Below are 18,505 nucleotides of genomic sequence, written 5' to 3'. Positions count from 1 at the left end.
TCAACCAATCATATAATAAATAATAAATCTTATCTTTGTATATTATATGATAGATTACGATTATGACAAAGAGTACGATGGGAACTAAACTTCCTCGCAAGTTGATTTCGAAAATGCAGATTGTAGGCGAACAAATAAAATTGGCTCGTTTGAGACGGAATTTGAGTATTGCGCAGGTAGCAGAACGCGCTACTTGTTCGGAACTTACGGTCTCACGGGTGGAAAAGGGATTGCCTACTGTTTCTATTGGTATTTATTTGAGAGTACTCTATGCTTTGCAGCTGGATGGTGATATTCTTTTATTGGCAAAAGAGGATAAAATGGGCAAAGCATTGCAGGACTTGAGCTTGAAGCAACGGGAGAGAGCGTCTAAAAAGAAAACTAGTCAATGAAAAAGATAGAAGTATATGCCGATTTTGATTGGCTGAAAGATATAGAATTGATTGGTGAATTGAGCTATGAAGTGCTTCGTGGTTCAGAAACGTATGGATTTCAGTTTAGTAATGATTGGCTGAAAAAATATGGGGACTTGTTTTTAAGTGAAGATTTGAATAACTATCCTGGAATACAATATACCCAACAAGGCAAAGGTATCTTTGGATGTTTTTCTGATGCTTTACCCGATCGCTGGGGACGAGCTTTACTGAACAGACGTGAGCAGTTGTTGGCAGCAGAAGAAAAACGTGCTGTACGTCGACTGACTTCATTTGATTATCTAGTGGGCATTGATGACTTTTCTCGGATGGGTGGTTTTCGTTTTAAAGAGAATCCTAACGGTGATTTTATCAATATCAGTAATAAATTGCGAATACCTCCACTTACGGCTGTCCGGGAACTGATGTATGCCAGTCAGGAGATTGAGAAAAGTGAAGAACAGAATCTTTTGCCAGATAAAAAATGGCTGATTCAGCTAATTCAACCCGGTACCTCTCTTGGAGGTGCACGGCCAAAAGCGAGTGTGACTGATGAACAGGAAATATTGTATATCGCTAAATTTCCATCCCGGAAAGATGATTATGATGTCGGTCTATGGGAACATTTTTGTCATCTTCTGGCAGCGAAAGCTGGAATCAGGGTAGCTTCAACCGGAGTACTTGCTACAGAAAGTAAATATCATACCTTTTTATCCAAGCGGTTTGATCGGAGAGATGATGGAAAGCGCATTCATTTTGCTTCCGCTATGACTCTGCTTGGATTGATGGATGGAGCTAATGCTGGTACAGGGAATGGTTATCTGGATATTGTTGACTTTATGATACAGGGTTGTACGAATGTGGAAGTTAATCTTCAAGAGCTTTATCGTAGAGTAGCATTCAATATCTGTGTGGGTAATACGGATGATCATTTTCGTAATCATGGCTTTCTATTAACTCCCAAAGGGTGGACTCTTTCTCCGGCGTATGATATGAACCCGACTTTGAATGAACAGCAAAGTTTGCTAATCTCCAGTTCTTCTTGTGAGTCGGATTTGACGATTTTGTTGGATGCTTGTGAGGATTATATGCTTAGCAAAGACATGGCTGTAAAAATAATTTCCGAAGTAGTTGACACTATGAAAGGTTGGCGTCAATTGGCTATGAGGCTCCAAATTTCGAAGCGTGAGATAGATTTATTTGCCCACCGTTTTGATAGATACAGTTCCTTTGTTTTCTCTGCTGTTTGAATGGGCTGTAGTGTTATCAGGACAATAAAATTCAACCTCCTTTTCCCTGATGGTAAATTCTACTCTCGCTCCATTAATGAGCGGCAGGTTATGAGTCACGTGTCCTACCGGAAAATTGAAATAGACCGGATGATCTCTTCTGCAATAATACACGAAAAAAAATGATGCCGGATATGTTTCCTCATTAAAACAGGATTGTGTAAACTTTAAAACGATTCGAATAACCGGCTTTTTTTAATACAATATTCTGTCTTTGATTTTCACTAAACATTTGCGGCTTTCTTTTGTTGTTTTCCGAAAAGTATTTGTACCTTTGTCATTGGAACGTAGTATGCCTTTGTGGTATGCGATTGTGCGTTTCCTCGGCTAACAGGAAATTGTAACGGATTTTTTAACTCACGCCGGGAAGACGCCTGTACTTCTATGACTTCTCATAGGGTACGGGCTGTCTGCCCGTGTGCGTTGGGTAGCCGTTACTACCTCCTGTTAGCGGGATTGTGACAGCTCCGTACTTTTTTATAATAAAAGGTACGGAACTAGTTAATATTATTAATCTAGTTCCGTTTTTTTATGGCAAATTGGCTCACAACAAAACAGATGTCCGAAAGACACGACATCCAAGAGGCTATTTTAAAGAATTGGGCAAATCTTGGATACATTACGAGTTCCCGAATCAACGATCAGTTGTTTTTGGATGATGAGAGTTTGGATGCTTATCTGGAAGCTCACAAAAGACTTGGTTTAGAAGCAGATTACCTTTCTAAAATCGTAGAAGAAAAGAAATTGGAACGTGACTTTATCATTTCCAGATACGATGATCTACTATATGTATTGAGAACACAGAAGACCTGTAAACCGCTATATGAAATAATCATTCGTGAACTGGCAGCATTGATTCTTCACCCTGTTGCCCGCAATATTTTCTATTCTATTTCTACAGGAGAATCAGTAGAAAAAGTGGCTGGTCGGCATCGAATTACCTATCAAAAGACATTGCAAATTTATAACTCTATACTTAAAGGATTGAAACTGAAGAAAGATATATTGGCTACTTATCGAAAACGTGCTATCAATGCTCGTTTTTTATCTTTGGCAGACAATAATAAGAATATAAATGTTGAGCAGGAAGAGTGGATACTTCAATTACCTGTTTGCAAAGTAGCTGATACCCGGTTGGGTAATGTTTTGTATAATCAAGATGTTCGAACGGTAAAAGATTTACTGGAAATCGTATCGGGAAGAGGTTGGAAAAGTCTGTTAAGAATAGAAGGAGTAGGAAAAACTTCCTACTATCATTTATTATCCAAACTTCAGATGATAGGTGTTGTGGATGAAAGTCTGGACAGGATTCTTGCCGGGCGCTCTATTGGTAAGTTTAATAATAAATGATAGATGATGGATAAAGCATAATGCAAAGAAATGGAATGCAAAAAGACTATTTTAAAAGAAGATAAGAGTTCCGGTCTTTAAAATAGTCTTTCTATGTTGCGTATGTATGAACATACTCTTCATCTTTCCGCCTCTATTGTATAAGTAAAACTGTCTGCGCGGTAGTATCCGATGTTGTATTCAATCGGCATTCCGTTCACATCATAAACAAATCTTTTCCTTATTAATATAGGATCACTGGATTTTATTTCCAGCTTTTCTGCGATAAATTCCCCTGCAAGTCTGGCTGAAATCTCCTCTTTGCTGGTTTTTACCACTATATTATATTGAGTTTCCAGCATTTCGTATAATGGGCGTGTGTAGTCTTCTTCTCCAGTCAATGGAATGTTAGGGTTGAAATAAGAGATAAAGTAGACAAACGGGTATTCCTTTTTTCCTCTGACGCGCTCCATTACTACGCAGCGGGCATCAGGATTAGAACCTAAATTAAAGAATGTGCCAATTTCTTCAGTCGGACGTTTCAAGCTGATATGTAGTTCGAAATTACGTATTTCGATACCTAACATCTTCATTTCCTGCGAGAAACTAAGCCAGTTCTTTACTCCGCCTACGATACCTTTCTTTACCACCTTCGTTCCGTATCCTTTCTTTCGTACCAGAAGTCCCTCAAACACGAGTTTGTTGATAGCTTGTCTTAATGTGTTCCTTGAAATGTGTAATTGTTCAGACAATTCGACTTCGTTAGGAAATAGCTTTCCGTTTTTGTACTCTTCAGATTCTATGAGTCTTCTAAGTATCTCTTCTGCTTGAATATGAAGAGGTTTATCACTGCTATGGTCTATTTTCATATCTATCCGGATTGGTTTATTTTCAGCAAATATAAGATTTATCAAAAAATAATCCAAGTTTTGTTTGAAATAAAAATAAAATCTATATATTTGCACAATCTAAAGTATGTATGAACATATAAAATTAAAAACAACTATAATATGAGAAAAGCTAATTATGATAAATTTCCTTCTACGAAGTTGACGGGGATGCTTGTTCAGGGTTGGGATGCTATCATTTCTGTGTTAAAAAATCAAATGGATGCAAGAAAAGTGCTGGCAGTGGATTTATATACTGGAGTATATGAAGAAGAAGTGCTGGATGCTTTTTCAAAAGAATTCTCCGGAAAGGTGATGAATGTGCGTGATTTGATGAAACCGGAACAAGAGATCCAAACTTTGACGGAACGCTTCATGACAGAAGATGTGTTGTTTGGCTATGTGACCAATTTGAAACTGGAAGATTATTTGGATGCGGATAAATTGGCTGCTGCTCAAAAGCAAATTAGTGAAGCGGAGGATACTATTGTAATAATAGGTACGGGAGCTGCCATAGTGGCTCCGCAGGATGCGATGATTGTATATGCGGATATGGCACGTTGGGAAATTCAACAACGTTTCCGTCGGCATGAGGTAAAAGCTTTAGGGATAGACAATCGGAAAGATGCCGTTTCTTTGCAATACAAGAGAGGCTATTTCAATGATTGGAGAGTATGTGATAGGTATAAGGAAAGATTGTTTGACAGGGTAGAATTCTGGATTGACACCCATGTGGCCGGAACACCGAAGATGATTGATAAGGATACTTTCTTTAAAGGGGTAGAGGCAACGGTGAACACGCCGTTCCGGGTAGTTCCTTTCTTCGATCCGGCTCCCTGGGGTGGTCAATGGATGAAAGATGTTTGCGATTTGGATCGTGAACGCGAAAATTTTGGTTGGTGCTTTGACTGTGTGCCCGAAGAAAACAGCCTCTATTTTGAGGTGAACGGAGTGCGCTTCGAACTTCCTTCGGTCGATTTGGTGTTGCTGAAAAGTAAAGAGTTGCTTGGCGAACCGGTGGAAGCCCGTTTTGGAAAAGACTTCCCCATCCGTTTCGACTTTTTGGATACGATAGGTGGAGGTAATTTGAGTTTGCAGGTGCATCCTACCACTCAATTTATCCGTGATAGTTTCGGTATGTATTATACACAGGATGAAAGCTACTACATGGTAGACGCGGAAGAAGATGCCGTAGTTTATCTGGGAGTGAAAACGGGTGTTGATAAAGAAGCGATGATCGCTGATTTGCGTAAGGCACAAAAAGGTGAATTGGTGTTCGACGCAGAAAAGTATGTCAACAAGATTCCGACAAAGAAACACGATCACTTTCTGATTCCGGGAGGAACGATTCATTGTTCCGGTGCGAATAGCATGGTGCTTGAAATCAGTTCGACTCCGAACCTCTTTACTTTCAAACTATGGGACTGGCAACGTCTGGGGCTGGATGGAAAACCACGCCCAATCAATGTGGAACGTGGTAAATGCGTAATCAACTGGAATCGGGATACGGAATATGTAAATGAACATCTTCGCAATCAGTTTAAGGAAGTGGCTTCCGGAGATGGGTGGATGGAGGAACGTACCGGATTGCATCCGAATGAATTTATCGAAACCCGCCGTCACCGTTTCTCGTCACCGGTGCTGCATCACACAAACGACAGTGTAAATGTGCTGAATTTGCTGGAGGGAGAAGAGGCCGTCGTTGAGAGTCCTACTCACGCCTTTGAACCTTTCGTGGTGCATTATGCGGAAACATTTATCATTCCTGCTGCGGTGAAAGAGTACACCATTGCCCCGTATGGTAAATCGGCAGGAAAAGAATGTGTAACGATAAAAGCCTACGTACGCTTTTAATAATGAAATAATTCAATTATCTAATATCTTGAAAACTATGTATGAACATGATGAACGAATCGTAATGACGCTTGATGCGGGAGGCACTAATTTTGTGTTTTCAGCCATACAGGGCTGTAAGCAAATAATATGTCCAGTTTGTAAGGCAGCTGTAACTGACAATTTGGAACGATGTTTGGATGTATTGGTAAAAGGATTTGAGGAGGTGATGAAACGACTGACTCGGAAGCCTGTAGCAATCAGTTTTGCTTTTCCTGGACCGGCAGATTATAAGAATGGTGTTATTGGTGATCTGCCTAACTTTCTAGCTTTTCGGGGTGGTATTGCTTTAGGAGAATATTTAAAACAAAAATTCCATTTACCGGTTTTTATTAACAATGATGGTAATCTTTTTGCTTATGGAGAGGCGCTTGCAGGAGTCTTGCCTGCAATAAATAAAATGTTGGAAACTTCAGGAAGTAAAAAACGATATAGAAATTTGTTGGGTATTACCATAGGTACAGGCTTTGGTGGTGGGGTTGTTATTAATAATGAGTTGTTATCTGGCGATAATGGCTGTGGCGGTGACCTTTGGATATTTAGAAATTATTTTTACGAAGATAAAATAGCGGAAGAGAGTGTCAGTATTCGTGCTGTAAATAGAGTTTATAAAGAAATATCAGGGGATGAAAGATGTCTGACCCCCAAAGATATTTATGAGATTGCTGAAGGAAAAATGATGGGTAATCAGGTAGCGGCCATTGGTAGTTTTTCTTCTCTGGGAAAGGCTGCAGGAGATGCGGTTGCCTATGCTTTAACGGTTATTGATGGAATAGTTGTGATTGGTGGGGGGCTATCCGGAGCCTCTAAATATATAATGCCTTCATTTCTGGAAGTGTTGAGAGGTAAACTTACTACTTTTTCTGGTCGTTTCTTATCCAGATTACAGATGGAAGTTTTTGATTTGGACGATTCTGAAGATTTGTCCCGTTTTTTATCGCAAAAGTTGACGGAAATTCCAGTTCCGGAATATGGAACTTTGGTATCATGTGATTTGAATAAATATGTAGGAGTTGTGAAAACTAAGCTAACTACTAATGTCGCTATTTCTGTAGGAGCCTATGTGTTTGCATTAAATGAATTGGATAAATATTTATAGTATCTATATTAATATGTAATAATCAACAGCTTGCAATATTCACTATCGCGTATTAGGGGCATAAAGAATATATAATTTTAATAATGTGACATATGAAACGACTTTTTTTTTCTTTTTTGTTGATAATTTTTGTAGTCTTATATGTTAGAGCCGATAAAACATTATGGGAAATAGGTGAGAAAAATAACTCTTCGGCTGAATTTGCATTAGGACCTTCAGGATATACAAAATTTCTGGCTAATGATTTCGGATATGAAGATCGTTATTTTTTAATTGGAGGTTCAGATGTAAGTAAGGACTTTCCATATGTGTTACCGGGACCTGCAGATCAGTGGGGAGGTACGGGAGGAACTTCTGGATGGCGGACGCATGATGCGACCATTCTTTTTGATTTGGCAAATGTTCCCAAATCTAAGGATTGGAAATTGGTTGTAGATTTATTGGGGGCGAGTCCTATAGGGGCAGTGGTAAAGATTAGAATAAACTCTGTTGACAAAAGATTTGTTGTAGACGGGGGAGTGAAAGAAGTTTTAGAAGGTGATTTACGGAATGCTAAAAATAGTGCATTAATATTTCCTATTCCTACTGATGAATTAAAAAAAGGGGGAAACACTGTTGTTATTTCAGTTTTAGAAGGTGGATGGATTGTATTTGACCAGATACGATTAGTGGGGCCTGAAAAGGCGGGCTTGGGTAAATTAAACAAAAAAGTATTTTTACGTGGTGTTTCTCCAGCTCCTTATGAAATAGAGGAAAATGGACGAAGATATCAGCCTTTGTTAATTGACGCAGAACATTTGGCAGGAAATCCTAAACTAAGGGTAGAATTGGACGGACTAGAAATCTTTTCTGCTGATATGGATACGGCTCGTTATCAATTTGAGGCTCTTATGCCTGCTGTTTATGGACGTCAGAAAAGCATGTATAAAGTTTGGGCTGATAATGATCTGCTATATTCGGATATAGTGGTTCGTAATCCTCAACAATTGCAATCGTGTGCCGATTACGTGGACACAAAGATAGGGACAGGACATTCTCGCTGGATGATTGCTCCGGGACCATGGATGCCTTTTAGTATGGTTAAGCTGAGTCCTGATAATCAAAATGCAGGATGGCAATCAGGCTATCAACCTACTTTTGAAACTATCGGCTGTTTTAGTCATATACATGAATGGACGATGGGAGGGCTTGGCATGATGCCGACAAATGGCGAACTTCAAATAAGGGTAGGGGATGAACTAAGACCGGATGAGGGTTATCGATCTCGTATAGATAAAAAAACAGAAGAGGCACCATTGGGGTATTATAAGGTGTATATGACTGATACGAAGATATGGGTGGAGAATACGGCTACCACTAGGGCATCTTTTCAAAGGTATACTTTCCCTAAAGATAAGGATGGGCGTGTAATGATTGATCTTCAGATTCCTACTGAATATGATTATAAACTGATGGATGTAGAAATAAAAAAAATCAGTGATTATCGAATTGAGGGATACAGTCATCAGTTATCTCCTCGACCTAATGTCTGGAGTGGAGATGCTGATCAGGAATATGTTGTAAATTTTGTCATAGAATTTGATACCCCTATTAAAAATGTAGGAGGATGGGTGGAAGATAAGGTGTTGAATAGGGATCATATTGAAGGCAAAGACTTGAAATATGCTGGTTTGTATGTAGAATTTGATACTAAACAAACACCGGTTGTTCAAGTTCGTACAGGTATTTCTTTGGTTAGTATCGCTAACGCATCGGAAAATCTGGAAGAAGAAATTTCCAGGAAATTTGGTTGGGATTTTGCTTCTATTGTACAAAACCAGAAACAAACATGGAATGAGATTTTGGGTCGTGTACAAATCACTTCCAATGATCGTCTGGAAAAGGTACGCTTTTATACAAATATGTATCGTTCTTATTGTCGGAATATTTGGAGTGATGTGAATGGTGAATGGATGTCGGCAGATAAAAAGGTGCAAAAACTGGCAGATCCGAATCATAGGGCATTAGGTTGTGATGCTTTTTGGAATACATTTTGGAATTTAAATCAAGTGTGGAATTTGGTAACTCCGGAGTGGGCTTCCAGATGGGTTAATTCTCAATTAGCTTTATATGAAACAAATGGATGGTTGGCTAAAGGACCTGCTGGTATGAAGTATATTCCGGTTATGGTAGCCGAACATGAGATTCCGTTGATAGTTTCTACTTATCAGATGGGGATTCGGGATTATGACGTAAATAAGGCTTTTAGGGCTGTAAAGAAGATGCAAACTACTCCTGCTACACATGTTGCTGGCGGATTTGCGGGAAACAGAGATCTTATACCTTATTTACAGTATCATTATGTACCTATTGAGAAAGGGAGATTCTCCAATTCTTTGGAGTACTCTTATGATGATTGGACAGTTGCTCAGTTTGCAAAATCATTAGGAAAATATGAAGATTATAAGATGTTCAGCCAGCGAGGTTCATGGTGGAAAAATGCTATTAATCCAAAAAATGGATATGTTCATATGAGGGATACACTAGGAAATTTTGTAGAAAAATTTGATCCCTTTAGATCTGGATGTAATATACATTATGTGGAAGGAAATGCTTGGCAACTTAGTTTCTTTGTTCCGCAGGATATACCTGGCCTGATTGATATAATTGGGAAAAATAAATTTGTGAATCGGCTGAATTGGGGATTTTCTGCTAGTGAACCATGGCGTTATAATGCTCCTAATGATCAATATTGGGATTTTCCTGTAGTTCAAGGTAATCAGCAGTCTATGCATTTTGCTTTTTTATTTAATTGGGCAGGGCAGCCTTGGTTGACACAGAAATGGGTCCGTTCGGTGATTGATAGATATTATGGTTATGGAATTGCTAATGCATATTTAGGTGATGAAGATCAAGGACAGATGAGTGCATGGTTTGTGATGGCTGCTATAGGTTTGTTCCAGACAGATGGAGGATGTAAAATGGATCCCGTATATGAGATAGCAAGTCCTTTATATGAAAAAACTGTCATTAAATTGGGAAGACTTTACAATCGGGGGGAACAGTTCATGATTGTTGCTAAAAATGTTTCAAGAAAGAATAAATATATTCAAAGTGCAGTGTTAAACGGGGAGAAACTTGATCATTTTTATTTTCCGGCATCAGAATTACTAAAAGGAGGTGAATTGATATTGGAAATGGGAGATACACCTAATAAAGCTTGGGGAGTCGTTAAATGAAAACACAAAAATCTATATATGCCGCCCTTCCCGTTCTTTTCGGGTTCTTTGTTATGGGCTTCTGTGATATAGTCGGCATTTCTTCCGATTATGTTCAACGTACTTTCAATTGGTCTCCTGCGATGACCGGATTTGTTCCTTCGTTAGTTTTTATCTGGTTCCTGTTTTTGGGTATTCCTATTGGAAATCAGATGAACAAATGGGGGCGTAAGAATACGGTCTTGCTTAGTATGGGAATAACGGTGGTAGGTATGCTTCTGCCTTTGGTTATTTATGATAGCATGACTTGTATGATTGCGTATGCGTTGTTAGGTATAGGTAACGCTATTCTGCAAGTTTCACTGAATCCGTTACTGAGTAATGTAGTAACTGGTCAACGATTATTAACCAGTAGTCTGACGGCAGGACAGGTAATCAAAGCAGTATCTTCTCTTGTCGGACCGGAGATTGTATTGCTGGCTGTAGCGCACTTTGGAGACGACAAATGGTATTATTGCTTTCCTATATTAGGGTTCATCACGTTATTATCCGCTGTTTGGCTGATGGCTACTCCTGTTAAACGGGAAGATTCTAGTGCCGCGACCCAACAACTTTCTATCAGTGATACTTTTTCTCTTTTGAAAGATAAAACGATTCTGCTGTTATTTTTGGGTATCTTCTTTATTGTCGGTGTAGATGTTGCTACCAATTTTATCAGCTCCAAACTGATGGCGGAACGATTTGACTGGACGGCAGAACAAGTGAAGTTTGCTCCACAGGTTTATTTCTTAAGCCGTACGGTAGGTGCTTTGCTGGGTGCTTTCTTGTTAGCCCGTATTGCTGAAATGAAATATTTCCGTGTGAATATTGTTGCCTGTATGATCTCTTTGCTTATTCTGGCCTTTGTGAAAGATGATATGATAAATCTGATTTGTATCGGTGCTGTCGGTTTTTTTGCTTCATCGGTATTCTCTATCATTTATTCGATGGCTTTACAGGCAAGGCCGGAAAAAGCAAACCAGATTTCAGGGCTGATGATTACTGCTGTTGCCGGAGGTGGAGTGGTTACTCCAGTGATTGGATTTGCGATTGGAACAGTAGGTATTATTGGAGGCGTTTTTGTCACTTTAGCTTGTGTGGGTTATTTGACTTATTGTGCTTTTGGGGTGAAGACCGCGAAAGCATAGTATTATTGCGGAGAAGATGCTATCTTCGCCCGAATCCTACTTAGCGACTGCGGAGTTATCCACAAGTAAGACGCAATATGTTTTAAAGGTACATATTGCAATAATTCCGGAGTCTCTTTGATAAGGTTGAGATAGCGTTCTTTAGCCCGTGGGCTTCCCGAACTGATAAGCCAGTTTTCCTGTTGAAGAAACTGATGATCCATGAGGCGGAGCCCCAAATTAGCGAGTCCGATGGATGAGGCGAATAGCTGATTCAGAGCTGTTCGGGAAATACAATAGGCCACACTGTCACACATGACCTCAATATTTATTAATGAGTAGGCATTATCTACATAACCCCAGACGGAGAAAGCAGCTTCTCCGTCTGAAGCAAACCAGATGGTAGTGTCCACTCCGTCTTTATGATAATAGGCTCGCCATATTCCTGTCTTGATAAAATAAAGATTACAGTTCTTTGTCCCCTCGCGTACTATTAAATCTCTCTTTTTGAAATGCACCTCTTCCATACAGTTCAGTAGAGACTGTACATCGGTTTTTGATACCTTGTATCTATCGCAAAGTTTTTCAATGAATGTTCTCATATTGCAAAGATACTTATCGTCGGCAGACAATGAAACGATCTTTCAAATAAATTCCGAAAATATAGAAAGTGGTTAATAACTCTGCCAATGGTACGGCTAGCCAGATACCCGGTGTACCCAATACCGGAGGGAGCGCAAAGAATCCGATCAACATAAACACTACTCCCCGGAGAAGAGTGATAATTGTTGCCTGCTGACCTCTTTCGACACTCTGGTAATAACCAATGCCAATCATGTTGACGGCAAAGAAGATGAATCCTGCTCCAAAATAAGGAAGCCCGTTTACTGCTATGTCGAATGCAGCGTAACTGCGGTCAATGAATAGCGAAACAATGTCTTGGCAGCATAGTACGGTAAGAATGAAAAAGCTGATACCGCAGATTAAAGCGGTCCGAATGGCGAGATGCAGGGTCTTTCGTACACGTTCGGGCTGTCCGGCTCCGAAGTTATAACTGATAATCGGTTGTGCGGATTGTGCAATGGCATTATAGACCATGAAGATGATAGGGAAGAAGTAACAGGCAATACTGAATGCTGCCACTCCGTCTTCACCGAGATGGTGGATGAAAACGTAGTTCCCCAGAAACATCATACAGGCAATGGAGGCTTCACTGATAAAAGCAGAACTTCCCAGTTTAATCATATAGCCGATGTTGCGAAGAGTCAGTAACAGACTTTTGATACTTAATTTTATCCGGCATAGATGGAGGGTACGAGAGAAACGGAGGAGGTAAATCAGTGTCATCAGCCCTCCTACAACAGTCCCCAGACTGGTGGCAAAAGCTGCTCCCATCATTCCCCAACCAAATTCGAAGATAAATATATAATCCAGTATGATATTGAGTATGGCTGCAACCGCATTACACATCATGGCATAGGTGGGCGAACCATCCAGGCGGATGCAGAACATTCCTATATTTAATACTTCGTAGAATACGAGAAAAGGGATGTACCATGCCATATATTCTATGGCTAACGGTAATAACCGGTCCGAACTACCCAATAATCTGGCTAATGGCTCTATAAAATAAAGACACAGAGCAGACAGGATAAGTATGAGCAATGCGGAAAAAGCAATTGCCTGAGTGATATTAATACTTGCCACTTTGCGTTTTCCCTGAGATAAATGAATGGAAGCCACCACCGAAGCTCCCACTCCGAACATCAGTCCAATCCCTGCTGCAATCATAAAAAGCGGTGCAGTGATATTTACTGCTGCCAGTGCGTCACTGCCAATTCCTTTTCCTACAAATATACCGTCCGTAATAACGAACAGAGCCGAGAATACCATCCCAAGTACTGTAGGAATTAGTAACTTACGGAACAACGTGGAGATGTTCATACTGCCGAAATCAATACTATCTTTCATAACTTTCTACCTTTGTCATTGAAAATGGCGACAAAGGTAGGCTTATGAGAGGAGATAAAAATTACCAAATGGTAATTTTTGCTATATAGTAATAAGATAAGAAGAGGCACTTTGTTGATTCGTATGCTGATATGCAAGAAGTAGGGTATTATTATCCCAACGACAGAATCAATATTTGTGCCGTCAATACTCGCAGAAACATGGTGAGCGGATAGACCGTAGCGTAACCAACGGCAGGAGCATCACAAGAGGTCAGGTCATTGGAGTAAGCCAATGCCGGCGGATTGGTGGTAGAACCTGCCAGAACACCGATAAGCGTGAAATAATTCAGCTTGCAATAATATCGTCCTATCAATCCTGTAATCAGAAGTGGCAGGATGGTTATAATGACTCCGTAGCCTACCCATACATATCCTCCGCCATGAATGACTGTGTCTACAAAGCCTTCGCCTGCTCCCAAACCTACGCAGGCGAGGAAGATGGAAATACCGATTTCACGAAGCATCAGGTTGGCACTCATGGTGGTATAAGTAATCAGCTTGTATTTCGGACCGAAACGGCTAATCAGGATAGAAACGATGAGCGGACCGCCTGCCAGTCCTAGTTTCACAGGTTGCGGGATTCCGGGAAATGCGAAAGGAAGACTTCCCAGAATACATCCTAAAGCGATACCTATAAAGATAGGAATCAGGTTCGGGTGATTTAAACGTTTCATGGAGTTGCCAAGTACTTTCTCTGCATGAGCAACAGCCAGTTCGGAACCTACAATGGTGACACGGTCTCCCATTTGTAACTGTAATTGTGGAGAAGCTACCAAGTCTACTCCCGAACGATTGACGCGGGTGATGTTTGCTCCGAAGTTATTTCTGATTTTGAGTTGTGAGAGTGTTTTCCCGTTCAATTCCGGTTTAGTAATCAGGATACGGCGTGAAATGAGTTCTTTGTTCAGTTGTTCCCATTCCATTTTGATTTCCTTTCCGAAGAATACAGTGATTGCTTCCACGTCAATCGGGGTAGAGATCACTAATATGATATCCCCCACATGTAGGGTTGTTTCGGAATTAACCAATTCGGTTTCTCCACCTTCGCGGTGTTTGATGCGGGAAATAACAAATTTACGGTTCAGTAACGGGCGGAGTTCTTTAATCTTGATACCGTCTACCGATTCGTTTCTCACCTCGATGGAGATAGGGCGTACAGTAAGTTCCTGAAGATGTCCCAGACCGACTTCTGCATCTTTTTCTTCTTGAGCAGTATTGATGCGCAGGAGATATTTCAAAGTAAGCAGTGAGAGGATGATACCTACTACACCCAGCGGATAACTGACAGCATATCCTAAAGCAATTTCGGGAGCGTCTATACCATTCAAATCACTGTTGGCCTGTTGTGCGGCTCCCAGTCCCGGAGTGTTGGTGACGGCTCCGGACAGAATACCTACCATTGTGGTAATCGGAGTTCCGGTGGTGAAGTGCAGGATGATAGTAATGGTTACTCCTAATACTACTACCAGCATGGCCAGCATATTCAAGGTGAAGCCACCCTTTTTGAATGCCGAAAAAAAGCCGGGCCCCACTTGCAGGCCAATTGAGTAAACAAACAGAATCAATCCGAATTCTTTCAGAAAGTGGAGCAGGTGTTCGTCCAGATTCATGTTGAAATGACCGAATACGATTCCGACAAAGAGTATCCAGGTAACTCCCAGAGATACTCCCCGCACTTTGATTTTTGCAAGGATGATTCCAAACGCTATGGTTAGTGACAGAATCAGTACGGAGTGTGCTACTCCGCCGCCCCAAAGATTGGGGTAACCTTCAAATAAATTTCTTAGAACTTCCATTGTGATTATTATATGATGATATTTAGTTTGGCTAAAAAGTACCCCCGGAGAAATCACTTCTGCGGGGATACGCACACATTGAGCATGACGGTTTAATGCCGTCCTTTTGATATTTTAGCTAGAGAGAATTTATCCTCCTTCAATCATTTCCGATGTCATGACTACCCGATTATTTTTTTTACAGTCTGCCGTTTTCCTATCCCACGAGTAAAAACAGCTATTAAGGTATGAATGGCAGGTCTTCTGACTGACTCCCTTCCTGATTCCTTCCCGACCTTGATTATCTATCATACCCGGTCAGTGGTAAAAGTAAATATCAAGAAGTTGAATAGAGTTTCACAGCAGCGGGACTGTCCGGGATTTACACCCGATTCCCTTTTAATTCAGATAGTTGATATGGCTATCTGAAACCAATTCGGGGGCAAAGATAGCGAATTTATATAGAACCCAAATGAATGCTACCTATTTATTTTATACACAGTCTGATTCTTGTCGGATATCTGTTTGTTTATTTGATGCGTACTCTCATCTCCTGCGCATCGAACGTGACTGATTCATTGCGGAAAAGTCTTTCTATATGTCCGCTGGTCACCATTTCCTGAGTAGGTAGTGTGTACATCTGCGGATTATCTATGAGCATGATGGAGTCGCAGAGCGATAAGGCGATGTCGAGGTCATGAGTGGAGAACAAGATGCATTTGCCCTCGTCCTGTGCCAGTTTCTTTAAAAGTAAACAGAGCTCGTAGCGGTTGGGTAAGTCCAGGAAGGCGGTCGGCTCATCAAGCAGGATGACGGGAGTATCCTGTGCAAGGGCACGGGCAATCATGATTCGCTGACATTCGCCATCGGACATTTTGTCCATTGTCTTTTCTGCATAACCGGACATACCGACTAGCTGCATAGCGTCGTCCACTCGCTTTTGGTCTTCCGGTTGCAGTTGACCGATCCAGTTGGTGTAGGGAGCACGTCCTAAAGCTACTACATCTTTACAGCGGAGATTGGCGATGCGTACTTTATCGGTGGTGACAAAGCTGATATTCCGGGCTAATTTTTCCGGTTTCAATGAAGCTATGTTTTTTCCTTGCAGAGTAATTTCTCCTGATTGAGGCTTTTCCAATCCCATCATAGCACGGAGCAGGGTACTTTTTCCCGTCCCGTTACGTCCCAGCAGGGCGACGAGTTGTCCGCCCGTGATTCGGGTATTTACGGTTTCCAACAGCGTGCGCTGTCCATATCCTAATGTCAGTTCTTTAAGCTCTATCATTTGAATCTACGCAAGTTTTTGGTGATTACCCATAAAATAACCGGAACACCTAGCAAGGCGGTGATGCAGTTAACCGGAAGCTGGAATTTCTTGGCGATGATGTCGCAGAGAAGCATACTGATAAGTCCTGTCAGCATGGTGCCGGGGACAAGTATCCGGTGGTCGGCATTGTTGAACAGCAGTCGTGTGACGTGCGGTACTGCCAGACCGATAAATCCTACCGGACCACAGAAAGCGGTGACCGTTCCTGTCAGCAGTGCGGTAGAAACAAAGATGAACGTGCGTGAACGTTTTATGTTCATTCCCATCGTTCGTGCATAGTTTTCACCGAGCAGTAGCAGGTTCAGCGATTTGATACAGGCTACGGAAATCAGTAAGCCGATACATAGCATAGGTAGCATAATTCCCAGTTGGGTGGCTGTGATATGGCTAAGAGATCCCATTGACCAGAGTGTGAACATTTTCAGTTGTTCGGCAGAACTTAGGTATTGCAGAATCTGGATGATGGCGCCTGCCACATAACCTATCATAACTCCCATAATCAGTACACCGAGAATGTTTTTTACTTTCCGGCTGATAATGGCTACTCCCAATAAGATTACAGCAGTTCCTATCCAGCCCGAACCAACGATACCCAGTGACTGAAGAATTGGAAACTCCGCCCATCCAAGTAATGGAGCACCTAGTATGAACAGGGCTACGCCCAGTCCTGCACCGGAACTTACTCCCAGCAGGTAGGGGTCTGCCAACGGATTCTGGAATACTGTTTGCATCTGTAAACCACTAACGGAGAGTGCTATTCCTATCAAAGCCGCTACCACTACCCGTATGAAGCGGATAGAAAGGAGAATATTACGTGTCATTTCATCACATTCGCCTCCTGTGAGTACAGTCCATACCTTAGTGATTGGAATATATGTATCTCCCGTTGCCATGTCTATCAGTAATAACAGTATGGCAACTATACCCAGTGTAATGAATAAAAAGGGAGTACGTTTATCAGGTTGTTTCATTCCAGATGTCTGTAATAGTAAAGTGAATCGGATACGAGTTCGGGGTGAAAGATATGAATCAGGTCACGCAATACGATGTCGGGACGTACCACTGCAGATTCCCAGTAGTCATTGCCTCCTGTCGGCGTTGTTCGTAAATTGTTGTTGTAAACAGTTTTTTCGCGTACTGCCTTGGCATCTGCGAATTTAGGATTGACCGTCTTTAGTTCATCCAACGTAGAAGCCATGCCTACATTAATCCAGTAGTCGGCCTTTTGTATCAGTTTGTAAGCCGTTTCCAGTCCGATGGGAGTGGAACTGTTAGAAGTGTTTTCTTTGTAGATGTAATCCGCACCTGCATCAGTTACCAATTGTGCCATGTAACTTTGTGTGGAAGGCATCACCCAACTGTCGTTCCACGGGGTATTGAACATAACGGTAGGACGTTGCTTGACGGAGTCTGTAAGTGTTTTTAGTGCATAATAGCGTTTGGGGATTTCTCTGAATATTTCCATTCCTTCCTCCCGCTTGTCCGTCAGCTCCGAAAGAACAAGCATCCATTCGGCTTTGCCGAGTGGTGATTCTTCCAGATACTCTCCCATATACAAATAGGGTATAGAGAGTTCTTTTAGTTTATCCGTCACAGCGGTTTGGGCATCACCTATTCCATATAATAATACCACATCAGGCTTTAGGCTGATCAATAGCTCGTAATTCATTTCCGGTCCCAGGTCCTTGATCGAATCTTTGTGGGCAAGAATATAAGGATTGGCAATGTAATCGATACCTGACACTCCGACAATTCTGTTTATTTCTCCCAACGCGTCGAGCATGGCAATGTAAGAAGAAGACATGCATACGATTTGTTTCGCTCCGGCAGGAATTATAGGTCCATTGAATCCGGCGGGCGCTTGTTCACCGTTGCGTGAAACGAAATAGGACATTGTTATGTCTTTAGCCCCTTGCCATGGATTCGTTATCTGTATAAGGGTGCTGGCAAAATTCTCTGCGCCTAGAATCTTGAATCCTGAAGCATATTCGGGGATATATATATTTTGCTTAAATACCTCCAGAGATGTTTTATTACGAGATATGCAGCTTGCCAAAAAGAAGAGGCATAGTAATGCGATAGTTGAGATTGGAGATTTCACTTTTATACGGCTTTTAA

14 protein-coding genes, 1 pseudogene and 1 riboswitch are annotated in these 18,505 nt (G+C 41.3%); of the genes and pseudogenes, 7 read left to right on the top strand and 8 right to left on the bottom strand.

Annotation, left to right across the window (positions count from 1 at the left end; translation table 11 throughout):
- The first annotated feature begins 62 nt into the window (after window positions 1–62).
- Window positions 63–392 carry a helix-turn-helix domain-containing protein gene (locus AB3G73_RS11355; protein WP_074559463.1) on the top strand — a complete coding sequence of 110 codons (330 nt, stop codon included), beginning with the start codon at window positions 63–65 and terminating at the stop codon, window positions 390–392.
- Window positions 389–1,663: a type II toxin-antitoxin system HipA family toxin gene (locus tag AB3G73_RS11350; protein WP_074559462.1), complete on the top strand. Its 1,275-nt coding sequence runs from the start codon at window positions 389–391 to the stop codon at window positions 1,661–1,663. The genes AB3G73_RS11355 and AB3G73_RS11350 overlap by 4 nt, the downstream gene beginning before the upstream one ends.
- Before the next feature lie 30 nt (window positions 1,664–1,693).
- Here AB3G73_RS11350 and AB3G73_RS11345 read toward each other — a convergent pair.
- Window positions 1,694–1,798: pseudogene (locus AB3G73_RS11345) on the bottom strand (LD-carboxypeptidase); the annotation flags it as partial.
- Between the two features lie 462 nt (window positions 1,799–2,260).
- Here AB3G73_RS11345 and AB3G73_RS11340 point away from each other — a divergent pair.
- Complete coding sequence (locus tag AB3G73_RS11340; protein WP_148365188.1) at window positions 2,261–3,052, top strand: hypothetical protein; 792 nt, start codon at window positions 2,261–2,263, stop codon at window positions 3,050–3,052.
- Between the two features lie 119 nt (window positions 3,053–3,171).
- Here AB3G73_RS11340 and AB3G73_RS11335 read toward each other — a convergent pair whose 3' ends face one another.
- Window positions 3,172–3,900: a GntR family transcriptional regulator gene (locus AB3G73_RS11335; protein ID WP_148365187.1), complete on the bottom strand. Its 729-nt coding sequence runs from the start codon at window positions 3,898–3,900 to the stop codon at window positions 3,172–3,174.
- 141 nt (window positions 3,901–4,041) lie between these two features.
- Here AB3G73_RS11335 and AB3G73_RS11330 point away from each other — a divergent pair, with 141 nt between their 5' ends.
- The 4 genes from AB3G73_RS11330 (at window position 4,042) to AB3G73_RS11315 (ending at window position 11,294) form a co-directional block, all read left to right on the top strand.
- Window positions 4,042–5,772: a class I mannose-6-phosphate isomerase gene (locus AB3G73_RS11330; RefSeq protein WP_367744941.1), complete on the top strand. Its 1,731-nt coding sequence runs from the start codon at window positions 4,042–4,044 to the stop codon at window positions 5,770–5,772.
- A 37-nt stretch (window positions 5,773–5,809) separates the two neighbouring features.
- The gene (locus tag AB3G73_RS11325; protein WP_195649113.1) at window positions 5,810–6,910 is read left to right on the top strand and encodes an ROK family protein; all 1,101 of its coding nucleotides are present in this window, start codon (window positions 5,810–5,812) and stop codon (window positions 6,908–6,910) included.
- Between the two features lie 92 nt (window positions 6,911–7,002).
- Window positions 7,003–10,128: a GH92 family glycosyl hydrolase gene (locus tag AB3G73_RS11320; protein WP_298045103.1), complete on the top strand. Its 3,126-nt coding sequence runs from the start codon at window positions 7,003–7,005 to the stop codon at window positions 10,126–10,128.
- Window positions 10,125–11,294 carry a sugar MFS transporter gene (locus tag AB3G73_RS11315; protein WP_195649111.1) on the top strand — a complete coding sequence of 390 codons (1,170 nt, stop codon included), beginning with the start codon at window positions 10,125–10,127 and terminating at the stop codon, window positions 11,292–11,294. Before AB3G73_RS11320 ends, AB3G73_RS11315 begins: the two co-directional genes overlap by 4 nt.
- 2 nt (window positions 11,295–11,296) lie before the next feature.
- Here AB3G73_RS11315 and AB3G73_RS11310 read toward each other — a convergent pair whose 3' ends face one another.
- From AB3G73_RS11310 to AB3G73_RS11285, 6 genes are all read right to left on the bottom strand, one after another.
- Window positions 11,297–11,875, bottom strand: a complete 579-nt coding sequence (locus tag AB3G73_RS11310; protein ID WP_074637578.1) for a Crp/Fnr family transcriptional regulator — start codon at window positions 11,873–11,875, stop codon at window positions 11,297–11,299.
- A 13-nt stretch (window positions 11,876–11,888) separates the two neighbouring features.
- A complete protein-coding gene (locus AB3G73_RS11305) occupies window positions 11,889–13,244 on the bottom strand; it encodes an MATE family efflux transporter (protein ID WP_367744938.1) in 1,356 nt (451 codons plus the stop codon).
- A 151-nt stretch (window positions 13,245–13,395) separates the two neighbouring features.
- Entirely contained in the window at window positions 13,396–15,081 is a 1,686-nt protein-coding gene (locus tag AB3G73_RS11300; RefSeq protein ID WP_074637525.1) for a putative transporter, read from the bottom strand.
- A gap of 215 nt (window positions 15,082–15,296) precedes the next feature.
- A riboswitch (cobalamin riboswitch) is annotated at window positions 15,297–15,511 on the bottom strand.
- A 78-nt stretch (window positions 15,512–15,589) separates the two neighbouring features.
- Window positions 15,590–16,345 carry an ABC transporter ATP-binding protein gene (locus AB3G73_RS11295; RefSeq protein WP_148365171.1) on the bottom strand — a complete coding sequence of 252 codons (756 nt, stop codon included), beginning with the start codon at window positions 16,343–16,345 and terminating at the stop codon, window positions 15,590–15,592.
- Window positions 16,342–17,358, bottom strand: coding sequence for an iron ABC transporter permease (locus AB3G73_RS11290; RefSeq protein ID WP_074637528.1), 1,017 nt, complete (start codon window positions 17,356–17,358; stop codon window positions 16,342–16,344). Before AB3G73_RS11290 ends, AB3G73_RS11295 begins: the two co-directional genes overlap by 4 nt.
- Entirely contained in the window at window positions 17,355–18,488 is a 1,134-nt protein-coding gene (locus AB3G73_RS11285; RefSeq protein WP_195649108.1) for an ABC transporter substrate-binding protein, read from the bottom strand. The genes AB3G73_RS11290 and AB3G73_RS11285 overlap by 4 nt, the downstream gene beginning before the upstream one ends.
- Between the last annotated feature and the right edge of the window lie 17 nt (window positions 18,489–18,505).

This window comes from Bacteroides sp. L008, assembly GCF_040812255.1.
Taxonomy (GTDB): Bacteria; Bacteroidota; Bacteroidia; order Bacteroidales; family Bacteroidaceae; genus Bacteroides; species Bacteroides vicugnae.
The sequence above is the reverse complement of the archived record's forward strand: the minus strand, read 5'-3'. Positions and strand labels throughout refer to the sequence as shown.